This is a genomic window from Streptomyces sp. NPDC085900, from assembly GCF_044540925.1.
Classification (GTDB): Bacteria; Actinomycetota; Actinomycetes; order Streptomycetales; family Streptomycetaceae; genus Streptomyces; species Streptomyces gilvifuscus.
Map to the genome: position 1 here is coordinate 25,391 of NZ_JBITSP010000010.1, position 12,407 is coordinate 37,797.

Consider the following 12,407-nt stretch of genomic DNA (forward strand, 5'->3'; position numbering starts at 1 on the left):
GAGGGCTACGACCTCGCCACGACCGCCAAGCAGGGCGCCAACGCCGGCTGGGACGCCATCAAGCAGACCCCGCAGACCCTCGCCGAGGGCGTCCGCGACAGCCTCGGCGAGAAGGCCGGGCACCGGGCGCACCACGCGATCGACAGCCGTATCGACGGGCATGGGAGTTCCGGGGACGGGGAGGGTGGTTCGCACTCGTCGGAGGGTTCCGAGGGTTCCGAGGGGTCCAGCGGGTCTGAGGGGTCCACCAGTTCTGAAGGGTCCAACAGCTCTGGCGGTTCCGAGGGTTCGGGCAGCGACGGCGGCTCGGACTCCTCGTCCGGTTCCGGGTCGCATTCGGACGGCTCGGACTCCTCGGCGTCGACGCGTGGGGGCCACGACTCCGGTGCGAACATCGGCGGCGGGATATCCGCCGACACCGGCGGCAACACCATAGGCGCGCCGGACGTCGGTTCGGGTCCGGGCTCCGACTCGGGGTCGGGGTCGGACTCCGGGTCAGGTGCCGACGCGGGGTCCGGGGCGGACTCCGGGGCCGCGCGGCCGACGGTGTCCCACGCGGGACCGACGCTGTCCGACTTCGACGATCCCTCGCCGAGCAGCTCCTCCTCCGGCGGTGCGGACTCCGGGGGCTCGTCCGACGGCCCGAGCGTCTCCGGCCCTTCCCACTCCGGCGGCGGCTCGTCGGTCTCCGGTCTGTCGTCGCCGACGCCGCACACCGTGGCCGCCTCCGCGTCGTCCGGGGGTACGTCCGCGACGCCGTCGACCGGTGGACACGGCGGCGGCATCAGCACCAACGTCGACAGCCTGGCCGCCAGCGCGCCGACGCACACCAACGCGGCACCCACGTCCACTCCGACGTCGAGCGACCCGTCGGCCGGCGGCGGGCGGCCCGACGGCGGCTCGTCGATGCCCACGTCTCCCGTGGCGCCGTCGACGGGCGGCAGCGTGGGTGGCGGCGGCTCGCCGCACGCCGGCAGTTCGTCCGGCGGCACGACGTCGTCGGGTTCGAGCCCGAGCAGCCCGACTCCCAACTCAGGTGCGGCGAGGTCGACTTCGGCCACTGCGTCGGCTACGGCATCCGCCACCGGGTCGGGGCCGGCTTCCACGCCGAGTCCTACGTCGTCGACGGCGCCGCGGAGCACTCCGACACCGACGGCGTCCGCATCGGCATCCGCGTCCGCGACGGCGGACGGTCGTTCCGGCGGCGGGGCGGGGGTTCGCGTTTCCGGTACCGGGGACGGGCGTGTTCCCGGTTCGGGTGACGGCCGGCCGTCCGGCACGTCGGACGGCCGTACGCCCGGCAGCACGCCGGACGGCCGAATACCGAGCCAGCGCACGCCGGGGAGCACGACGCCGGGCGACGGAACGACACCGCGGACCACTCCGGGGACGAGGCCGGGCGACGAGACGACGCCTCGTACGTCGACGCCGGGTGACGGCACGACCTCCCGCGACACCAACGGCACGCGGCCGGGCGACGGTACGACGTCCCGTAACACCCCCGGGTCCGGGAACACCACACCGGGCGACCGCACCACGCCTCGCAACACGACAGACCCGACCGGCAGTACTCGTACCACCACCCCGGGCTCCTCCAACTCGAACACGAGCACCTCGAACCAGGGCCCGTCGTCGTCTCCGCGGACGACGTCGCCGTCCACGAGCAACTCCACGTCGAGCGGCTCCACGTCGAGCAACTCCACGTCGACGCCGTCCTCCTCGACCGGCTCCGGACCGGACCGGAACTCGACGACGTCACCCTCGAGCAACGGCACTTCGGGCTCACCGAGTTCCTCGAACTCGTCGAACTCCTCGACCCCCAGTGGCCGTACGGACAACCCCACGGCTCAGGGCGGTACAACCGCCACTCCCGGGCGTCAGAACCAGCCGGGCTCCGACACCGGTACCGGCACCACGCCCAACCGGCCCCAGCAGCCCGCAGGCAACACCCCCAATACCCCCGCCTCCCCGCAGCAGCCGGCGGCCCAGTCGAACAACCCGCAGCAGCAACAGCACCAGAACCAGGTGACGCCGGTCCCGGTGCACACGCCGATCCGCACGCCAGGGACCTCGGCGACGCCGAACCACGCGGCCGGTCCCGCCACCCCGCACGCACCCGGCTCGCCGCAAGCCACGCCGGGCGACACCACGTCACCGAGCCACCCCAACCAGGACAGCCTGCAGGACATCCGCTCCGACCTGGACCACTACCCGGGCGGCCTGACCGACCCCGACCCGTCCGACCAGCAGGCCCTGGCGGACGCCGTACCGCGCAACGAGGACGGCACCCCGCAGCGCTACCCGGACCCCTTCGACGGCAACTGGTCGCAGCTCCAGAACGACGGCGGCGTCAACGTCCCCGGCCGAAGCAACAACTGTGCCGACTGCTCCCGTTCGTTCCTGGAAACCTGGTACGGCAACCCCCAGGTCTCGGCGCCGCGCACACTGGACACCGACGCGAACGGCAAGCCGGACCTCTGGTCCCCCGAGGACAACGCCAACGACAACCAGATCCGCTGGACCGGCGCCGCCCACACCTACGCGGGTCCCGGCGGCGACCCCAACACGGCGAACAACATCGCCAACACCCTCCAGCAGGCGGGCCCCGGCTCGGCGGCCATCGTCCAGGTCGACTGGCCGGGCGGCGGCGGCCACGCCTTCAACGTCGTCAACCACAACGGCAAGATCGTCTGGATCGACACCCAGAGCGGCCAGGTCAGCACCCAGCCCCTCCACATCGACCAGGCAACCCACGTCTGGCACATCCCCCTGGACGCCAACCGCAACCCGATCGACACCAGCCAGCCCCACAGCCAGGGGACGGGACAGTCCGGGCAGGGCACGGACGGCTCACAACAGGGCGCCGACACCTCACATGAGGACGCCGATTCCTCCCCGAACGAGTCCAGCACGTCAGACGACACAACGGACGGGTCCAAGGACGAGAGTAAGACGTCCGACGGAAGCGACGCCTCGGATGAGGCAGCGGACACCAACCAGGACGGCGACGACAACCAGCAGACGACGGACTCGGCAGCCGAGGACCAAGACGCTCACGACTCTGAGGAAGGCGCCGAATCTCCGCAGCAGGATCTGACGACTGACGCGGACAACGGCGACGCCTCCCACGATGACGGCAAGGCGCCCTCCCAGGAGGGTGATACGCCTCAGCAGGGGACTCACGGCCCGCCCGAAGAACACCCGGACCAGCACAGCACCGAGTCGGATTCCACAGGTGAGGCTCCGGAGCACGTCTCGGCCGAGGCACCAGACCATGCCCCGGGGGAGCACGCCGACCCCACGTCCACCTCGCACGAGTCCGCCGACGGAGATCACTCGGCGCCGCAGGAGCCGACGGGTACACATTCCGAAGGCGAATCGGCCGACCCACTGAGCGAGGGTGGGGACAACGGAGACAACACCCCGCCTCCGGAAAGCACGTCGTCCTACGAGGAAAACCAGCAGAAAGAGCACCAGCACTACGGCGTCCTAGGCGACCAGGCACAACAGGACCTCCGGCAGCGCCCCATACACCAGATCGATCAGGAACACGTCTACAACTACCTGCAGAACCTGGCGAACAACGACAACCAGCACCTGCGTCAACTGCTGGAAGGCAGCGAGAACGGCACCACATGGACCCGCAGCGACCTGATGCAGCTCCCCGGCTTCGGTGACCTGAGTCGTGGCCAGCAGTTGGCGACCGTCGCCGTTCTGGCGCGCCTCAGCATCGACTTCCATACGAATCAAGGCGTTGGCGCCAGCCCTTATCGGCGCGAGGGAGAAGATTCGGCATACAAGTGGCGGGAAGACGCCGAGCGGGAGCCTCTTCGTCAGCGTGATGTCCTCCGCCAGAAGAACTACGACGGAGTCGACAAAGACACGTCTTCTCGGGGTGCCAAGGTTCGCGGAAAATCCGACTTCTCCAATGTGGACGGTTCGAACAACAAGAGCAGTTCACCGGCCCAGCGCACCCGGCACTACCTCGATGAAACATATAGCGAGAGCGTCGCTGACCAGTTGGTGGCGGCGACCGAGGGGATGAAACCCGATTTCTCCGGGCGTAACTTCGCTGTACTCGAAGTGCACGACCCCGAGACTAACGAAACGCACTATGTGGCGGACAGTTCCTTCAGCCACGCCGGACCGCGTCCCTCACACTCGGAACCGCACATTGGTGGCTGGATAGAGCGACTCAACGAGGACCGGGCGGCCAACGGGCAGGCCCCCCTCACCATGGTGCACATGTACACGGAACGCGAGCCCTGCGGCCACCCGTCCGATTCACCGGGCCACGCGGACTGCTCGGGCTATATCCTCAAGTACATGCCCGAGGACATGCCGATCAGCTACGGGACCGGATACCGCAAGGGCGAACAAGTCGTTCCCTTCAGTGATCCCAAGGGCCGAGAGGGTGTCAGTACTTCACGCCAGGCAATGGACTCTGACTTCCAGCACCATCTGAACAGGGTGGCGGACGTCCTCAAGGCATACGCTCTCCCGACCCCCGCATCGAATTCTTAGGAACGACCTGAGATATGAGTACACCTGCTCCCCGACCGACCGAAGTCTCACCCGATCTCGCTTTGACGAGTGCACTGAGATGGATCGACAGGCCGCGCGACAGCAGCGCCTGGCTGTGGTTCGGTGGCAGGGAGGGGGTGGGCAGGACCCGCGTGCTTCGAGAGATCGCTGAACGACACCCTGACTCTTTCTTCTTGGATTGCGCAGGCCTGCACTCCGAGGAGATCGCCCGCAAGGTGGCTGATTTCTTCGGTGTGGGCGCGCCCGATACCTACGGGCGCACCTTCGCGGAAGGGGTGACGAAAATCGCCACTGGACCCGTGGTGATTCTGGCAAACACCCAGTGGGCTGGCGCCCTGCGCACCACTCGCGAGCCCGAGCGAGTAGTTCACCAAGTAGCGCGGACTCTCATCAGGAATCACCCACGTGGCGTGCGTATGCGCATCCTGATCGAGGTGGACGACTCGGCCGGCACAGCGGCGTCCTTGCGAGGTCGCGAACTGACACTCGTCGGCCCCGACGAGCAGGACGTAAGCCTGACCGGTTCTCTGAGCCCAGCCGAGACGACAGCCTTTCGAGCCCTCGCCCTGGCCGAATCCCGCACGGTGCCGTCAGCCGTGTGGTCGGTTCTGTGCTCGGCACTCGGTCACGATGTCTCGGTCCGGCAGCTGGAGCAGCTGGTCGCCGAGGATTCGTCGGCCACACTGACACGGGCGAGCAGCGAAGCCGGGGGACTTGAAGTCGCATTCCGACGTGAGTCAACAGCCCGGGCGTGGCGTGAGACAGTGCCCGCCGAGGATATCGGGCGCTTCCACGCGCAGGTGCTTACGTCCCTGCGATCGGCAGAGCCCACGTCCGCGGTCGACCGGTACATCCATCTCGCGGCGGCGGGACACGCCGCGGCAGCCGGCGTCTTCGAAGCGTTCCTCGAAGACGCCTCGATCATGGCCAAGGTCGGCCATCACTCCCTTTTCGAGGCGTTCGAAGCCGCTTACCACGACCGTCCTGTCCCCCCGGCAGGCCTCGCCGCCAACCTTCACTACATGGCCGAACGTGGCGTCTGGCCCGCCACCCACGGGGAATGGCTGGCCTTCTGGCACCATGCCCTGCTGAACCGAGGGGTTTCGGGCAAGGATTTGGCCGACCGGCTCGTGGCCGCTGCCGACTCCTCGACCTGGCCATGGGTGACTCTGTGGGCGCATGGCACCGGGCCCGGAATGGCAACTACGGAGCGCGTGGTCAAACGGCCGACCGTACGCCGACTGCAGGTTCTACAAGCTCCATCTGTCTCCCTGACCGTCGCCACGGACGGGGAGGGCAACAGCAGCGTCTGGGAACTCGACAGCGGGAAACCGGCCACCGATCCCGGGGACGTGCCCGAGGCTCCGGGGTCCATCACGGCGGACCAGGGCCTGCACGGGTGGAGGCCGGCCGGGGCCGCTGACGGATGCGTCGATCTGCCGCGCATGCCGCGATACGTGCGACGGGCCGTTCGTACGGGAGACCGTGCGGTGATGTCGTCCAGCGATGGCGTCTTCGCCATCGGTATTCACTCGTCCTCGCCGGACGGAGCACCGACTGAGGTGCTGAAAAGGCTGTTGCCCACAAACACCACGGTGGCGACCACCGACATGCCCACAGGCGCGGTGCATGCTTCCACCGAGTGGTTCGAGCAAGTCTGGGGTACCGCCGTACTCAAGCGGCTCGCAGAGGACTCGCTGCCGTCAGACCTCGTCGACGCCGACGCGCGAGGGTTCCTGACCGAAGTCGGCTTCCCCTGCCTCACAGGCTTTCTGGAACTCGACACCTTGGACCTTTCCGCCACCGGACTGACGCCCGTGCCCGGTTCCGTGGCCGACAAGGGCACGAGCTTCCGCCTGGGTACTTGGCAAGGAGCGCAGCTCCTGCTCGACGGCACCACCGGCAAGGTCCTGCAGGACGGTTCGTCCGGCATCGACGATCCCTTGGCCGGTACGTCGCTGCGGCAGTTCGTCACCATGGTTCGGCTGTACTACTGGTGGTACGCCTCCGACTGGCCCGTCGAGGACGCCGAAGCGGATCTGCGGGCATGGCTCGCGCGCATCGATGCCGACGCCTACGCCACGCAATCCTGGCAACGCGTCTTCGAGGACTACAACTTCACGGACCGGATCTGACGGGAACGCCGTAGGTCGCGCCGTACTGCGGCACGCCGTGTACTCACGAACGTCGTCCTGCCGACGGCCATCGGCTGGCATGGCTTGCCGGAGTGAAGCAGGCCATGGAGACCGGTCCGTTCATCCGCCTCGGTGACCGCCTCGAAGGCGTCCTCCTCTCGCAGGACCTTGACATGACGGCAGATTTGGAGAGCAGCCCATCATGAGTGACGCCCCGCGCAGCAGAGCACCCCATGCCGTCGTCATCGGAGGCAGCATGGCCGGAATGCTCGCCGCGGCTGCTGTCGCGGACCTCGTCGGCTCCGTCGAGATCATCGACGCCCACGACTTACCGGAAGGCCCCGAGGCACGTACCGGTGTTCCGCAGGCCGTCCACATCCACCTCCTGCAGACCGGCGGCCTCGAGGCCATCGAAGACCTCCTGCCCGGCAGCATCGATCTACTTCTCTCCGCGGGCGCCCATCGCATACCCGTGACCACGAACATGCTCGTGTACGCCCCAGAGGGCTGGTACCGCCGCTGGACCCGGGCCACCCACTCCTTGATCACCGCCAGTCGTGACCTGACCGACTCCGTCATCCGCAGACAGGTCCTCAAGCACCCACGCGTCAGCACTCGGTCGCGCACCAAGGCCGTCGGCCTCCTCGGCGCCCGCAATCACGTCACCGGAGTACGCGTACGCAGCGCCGACGGCACCGAATCTCAGCTGCGCGCCGACCTCGTCATCGACGCCTCCGGCCGCGCCTCCCGGACTCCTCAGTGGCTGACGGAACTCGGCATCACCGGCCTGAAGGAAGACCGCATCGACTCTGGTCTCGTCTACGCCAGCCGCTTCTTCCGCGCCCCCGTGCCCACCCGCAACTGGCCCGTCGTCGCCGTGCAAGCCGACCCGAGGCTGCCCCGGGCCGCCAAGTCCGGCGGCATCCTGCCGATCGAAGGGGACCGCTGGCACGTCAGCGTGATGGGCGCTCCAGGCGGCCACCCGACCGGTGACGCCGATGCCTTCGAGCCCTTCGCCCGCACCCTGAGGCACCCCATCATGGCCGACCTGATCAAAGCGGCCGAACCGCTCACCGATGTCAGGGTGACCCACAGCACCGCCAACCGCCGCTGGTATTTCGAACGGCTCTCGACATGGCCCGACGGTCTTGTCGTCCTCGGGGACTCGGCAGCCGCCTTCAACCCGATCTATGGGCACGGCATGTCCGTAGTGGCACAAGGCGCCCTCGCGCTGCGCGGCGCCCTCTCGACCGGGCTGAGCGCCGGCTTCTCCCGGCAGGCCCAGCGCGCCATCGGCCGACGTATCGACACTGCCTGGGCCCTCGCGGTGGGAACGGACATCCACTTCTCCACCACCACGGGCCGACGCCCCAATCTTGCCGACCGTCTGCTCCACCGCTACGTCAGCCGGCTGTCCCGCACGGCAACCGGCTCCTTCAGCGCAGCGACCGCCCTGACCGACGTTCTGGCGCTCCAAGCCTCGCCGGCATCGCTCGTCACACCCGGTACCTTGCTTACGGCGGTCGCGGGCCCCTTACGCCGGCCGCTCGATGGCCCCCAACTCACTTTGCGGGAACGCCGCCTGCTGGCGAGCCTGGAAGAAGTTCCCCCTTGGGCCACGCAAGATCGCCGACTTGACAGGACAACCGAAGTAGGCAGGAAGACGTCCACTGATGGGGATGACATCTGACAGCGGCTCGCAGGAAGCCATGGGCCGACTGCGGGCATGGGTGGACGGCCCAGCTCCCAAGTACGGCTTCCTCTTCGTCGACGGTCCGGGCGGCTCGGGCAAGAGTGTCCTCCTGCGGGACTTCGCCGAGGTCGCGCCGAATACCGTCCTGGATTCCGACAACTCCCCGTACCTCTGACTGCCGCCTGATCTCAGCGCAACCGGATTCACGTAGCGAAGGACTCCTCCTTGCCCGAACCTCTCGATCAATGTCTGGAGCGCATCGAGGCCTGGCGAAGTCTCCCTGCTCGTAAGCGGCGGGTCTTGTCCGTCACCGGCCCTCCAGCGGCGGGCAAGACAGACTTCTTGAACCAGGTGCGACAACGGATCTCCGAATCCATCTGGATCGACTGTCGAGGGATGACGGCGGACGCTGTAGCGCTGCGCATGCGTGAGGCGTGCCGAACGCGCCCCACGCCTGGCGATGTGGTGATCCTGCTCGCCAACGTCCAGTACGCCGGAGAGCTGCTGACCTCCGCCCAGCCCACACGCATCGCCGAAGTACTGGCTCCCGGCTTCAGGCGGTTCAGCAGCCGAGAGGTGTGGGTCATGGCCGAGCACGACCCGGAACTGATTCCGGGGGCCGTCGATCAGGAGTATCAGGTCACGCTCGCCGACCAGTCGCCGATCCGTCCAGGCGGTGACCAGTCAGAGGTCGATGCCCGGGTGAAGGCTCTTGCGGCTGCAGAACTCCGTCGAGTCCCGCTTACGGTATGGCAGTTGCTCTGCGCCGCCATCGGTACGCCCGCCAGCTCCGAGGATTTGCTCGACCTCGCTCGCCGCGCTCCAGCTGTTCTGTCGGTGACCGAGGACGAATCAGGCACCCCAGAGGTGGAGTTCGTCTCAGACGCACTCGTGCACGCCTTGCGTCGGCTGTGGCCCTGCGAGGCAGCCACTCAGGCAAGGGTGGTCGAGGCGCTGTCGGCCGCCGTCAGCAACCCGCCCGAGAACAACTGGACTCACTCGGATCCAGTGGCTCGCTACGTCAGCCGTGCTCTGCCCATGCACGCCGATCTTGCGGGCTCCTTGCCCGCCCTGCTGGACAACGGGCGGCTGCTCGCCCGTTTCGCGCCGACGGGCCTGTACGAGGCGCTCGCTGTCGCCTACCCGGACGGCGTCCCGTACGCGAGCGCCGCAGCGCTCCTGCACTACGTGGAAGTCCAGGGCATCGTCCCCTCGGAGCAGGGCGAGTGGGTGGCGTGGCTGCATCATGCGGCCCTCTCCGCCGGACGTACAGAGCTGGCCGATCAACTCCTGAGCGCCACACCGGGGTTGCCCTGGCGAACGATCTGGACCCGGTGGCGGCCTCCGGGCTTCTTCGGGCTCCGGTCGCAGGACGCGGGTAGGGTCGACGAGTTCGGGATCACCGGCGTCGATCCCGCTGCACGTTTGATCACCGCGCGAGACACCACCACCGGCAAGAACGCGGCACCCCGATACCGATATCTACGACAGGAGTGGGACCCGGCGACCGGTGTACGGACCTCGGCGCCGGTCACGGTCCGCCGCGGCCTCGTCGAGGGTGAATGGGACTGGGTCGATGCGCGCAACCGTGCTGGAGGCTCGTCTGTTGTCTTCGCACGTCACAGCGACAACGGGTGGGAACTAGACCCACCGGTGGGCTACCTGCCGCCCCGGTGCCCCGCATCTGTCACCCAGGCTGTCCGTATCCATGACACCTGGAGCCTGGCGGGCAAGGAGGGAATCTTCGCCGTAACCACGAGTGCGGTGGATGATCACCCACAACAACCGCCCTACCCGGGCAAGCCCTTGGTCGCTGCTCATTGTCACGCGGCCCTTTGGCCACTGCCCGATCGTGCGGCAGCCGCGCTGCGCGGGGATGCGCTTCGAGAATGGTTGGAAGAGACGTTCGGTGCCTCTTCCTGCCATCGCCTCGACGCGAATCAACTGCCTCCGGGCATCAGCGACGCACGGGCCCGGCGTTTCCTCACCGAGACCGGCCTGCCCGAGATCCGGGACTTCCTGCATCTCGCCATCACGCCACGCGGCGACCGCCCTCTGCACGAAGTTCCCCGGCCCGGCCGCGGAAGAGACACTCCCCGCCATCTCCGGGCCCGGAGCGAGGGGCCCAGCAACGGCCCCTTCTACGAGCTGGGTTCGTGGATGTACTCGAAGTTGTTGCTGGACGGGACGACCGGCCGAGTACTACGAGACACGGCTGGCGGGATGACGGAACCGCTGGCGGCCAGCAGCCTCGTCCAGTTCTTCGTCATGGTCCGGCTCTTCGACGAGTTCCGCAGGGCACACCGCCCCGGGGCTCCCGACCACAAGGACGCACAGGCAAGTCTCGCCGCATGGTGCCGGCACATCGATCCCGAGGCGGTCCAGGGCGAGGTCTGGACCCACATCCTTGAGGGCTATGACTTCGAGGACAGCACTTGGGACCTCGCCACGTATGGTGACGACTACGTCTGACGCGTGAATCGGTCGGACGGGCCCTTCCTGGTGGTGCGGCCGATCATCGAGTGGGAGAGCTGTGGAACTGACGCCCGAGCAGGCGTTCGAGCAGGTCGAAGCCTGGCCGGCGGCGCCTAGCCGCCTGTACGAGACGCTGGCGCTTCGGGGACTGCCCGGGAGCGGTGAAACGCAGCTCCTGCTTGAGCTGACGGCTCGGAACCCTCAGGCCGTCTTCGTGGACTGTCAGGGAATGACCGCAGAGGAAGTCGCACACCGACTGTTGGCAGCTTGGGGTGTCACCGAAAGTTCAGGCTCGCTCGTCTCGGATGCTCTTCGCATCAGACGCGGCGGGGTCGCGTTCCTCGGGAACGTCCAATGGGCAGACAAGTTCGTCACATCGAACGAAGCGAACAAGATCACTCAACACGTGATCCCAACCCTCAGCCGCCTCGCGCGCCCCACCCTGCAGTTCGTTGTCGAACGATCCGCAGACAGGCCATGGAATGGCAGCTGCCTGGCCGGCGGGTGTTCCTCACGACAGCATCGCCGCGGACATCCACTACTTGGAGGAACTGGGTCTCGCTGCCGCGTCCCATGAGGAGTGGGTGTCGTGGTGACCCCGACATACCCAACACCCGCTTCAAGGGCGCCCTGCCCCTCTGAGCACCTCTGGAGCCCGCACCGGCCGGCTCCACACCCTTCACGCACCCCGCCCCGCCCCCGACACCTCCCTCCCGATCTCGCTGGTAATTTGCTGCTCCTACCAGCCAACTCGATCTGACCACGGGGAACCATGAGCCAGCCGCCGTTCCAGCCGCCGCAACACCCCCCGCAGCCGCCGGAGGCTCCGCAGGTTCCGCCATACCCCGCGAATCCGTACGCCCAGCCCGCCCCGCCCCCGCAGCAGCAGGCCCCGGGCTTCGGACCGCCTTCAGCCCCGCAGCAACCCCCGATGCAGGCCGCGCCGCCGCCCGCCCCCGGCCAGCCCCCGATGTACGGCGCGCCGCAGCCCTTCCCGGCGCAGCAGCCGTACCCCCTGCAGCCCGGACAGCCGTTCCAGGCGGTGCCGTTCGGGCAGCAGCGGCCGGCGACGAGTGGTAATCCGGTGGGCGCGGTGCTGCTAGGGCTGCTGGTCTCCCTCATCGTCTCGCTGCTCTACAGCGGCCTGATCATGGCCACGTACAAGGACCAGTCGGACAGCACGGTGCGCCTTCTGTACGTCGCCCACGCCCTCGTCAACGGAGCCGTCGTCGGGGCTGTGGTCGGCAAGGTGGGGTACGGCAGCAACGGCGCCAAGGTCGGCGGTGCCGTCGTCGCCGCGCTGGGGGCCCTCTTCGGCTACGCCAACGCCATTCCGTACATCGTCGCCAGCAGCAGTTCGGTCCAGGCACTCCGGGACCTGCTGGAGTCCGATCCCTTCTTCCCGGCCAAGGCGTGGTGGCACGGCAGCAGCAAAGACGGCGGGGTGGACTGGCTGCACCTCCTCGGCCTCCTGGTCGCCGCGGCGGCTGCCTGGGGCATCGCCTATCTCATGGGCAACAAGCGCCGTCCGGCATAGCGTCTCCTCGGACGGCGGCGTC

Annotated in this window: 7 protein-coding genes; 6 read left to right on the forward strand and 1 reads right to left on the reverse strand. The window is 68.0% G+C overall.

Translation table 11 applies throughout. The annotated features are described in order from the left end of the window. Window positions 1-5: 5 nt before the first annotated feature. The gene (locus ACIGDI_RS30225) at window positions 6-1,844 is read right to left on the reverse strand and encodes a hypothetical protein (protein WP_399903145.1); all 1,839 of its coding nucleotides are present in this window, start codon (window positions 1,842-1,844) and stop codon (window positions 6-8) included. A 196-nt stretch (window positions 1,845-2,040) separates the two neighbouring features. On the opposite strand from ACIGDI_RS30225, the gene ACIGDI_RS30230 reads away from it, so the two are divergent. From ACIGDI_RS30230 to ACIGDI_RS30255, 6 genes are all read left to right on the forward strand, one after another. Then, on the forward strand, window positions 2,041-4,524 hold the full coding sequence (locus ACIGDI_RS30230; protein WP_399903147.1) for a toxin glutamine deamidase domain-containing protein: 2,484 nt from the start codon (window positions 2,041-2,043) through the stop codon (window positions 4,522-4,524). A gap of 236 nt (window positions 4,525-4,760) precedes the next feature. Continuing rightward, complete coding sequence (locus ACIGDI_RS30235; protein ID WP_399903150.1) at window positions 4,761-6,680, forward strand: SUKH-4 family immunity protein; 1,920 nt, start codon at window positions 4,761-4,763, stop codon at window positions 6,678-6,680. Window positions 6,681-6,882: 202 nt separating this feature from the next. Then, window positions 6,883-8,370: an NAD(P)/FAD-dependent oxidoreductase gene (locus tag ACIGDI_RS30240; protein WP_399903152.1), complete on the forward strand. Its 1,488-nt coding sequence runs from the start codon at window positions 6,883-6,885 to the stop codon at window positions 8,368-8,370. Continuing rightward, complete coding sequence (locus ACIGDI_RS30245) at window positions 8,360-8,548, forward strand: hypothetical protein (RefSeq protein ID WP_399903155.1); 189 nt, start codon at window positions 8,360-8,362, stop codon at window positions 8,546-8,548. Before ACIGDI_RS30240 ends, ACIGDI_RS30245 begins: the two co-directional genes overlap by 11 nt. Window positions 8,549-8,598: 50 nt before the next feature. After that, window positions 8,599-10,845: an SUKH-4 family immunity protein gene (locus tag ACIGDI_RS30250; RefSeq protein WP_399903156.1), complete on the forward strand. Its 2,247-nt coding sequence runs from the start codon at window positions 8,599-8,601 to the stop codon at window positions 10,843-10,845. Between the two features lie 934 nt (window positions 10,846-11,779). Further along, a complete protein-coding gene (locus ACIGDI_RS30255; RefSeq protein ID WP_399903159.1) occupies window positions 11,780-12,385 on the forward strand; it encodes a hypothetical protein in 606 nt (201 codons plus the stop codon). Window positions 12,386-12,407: the final 22 nt, after the last annotated feature.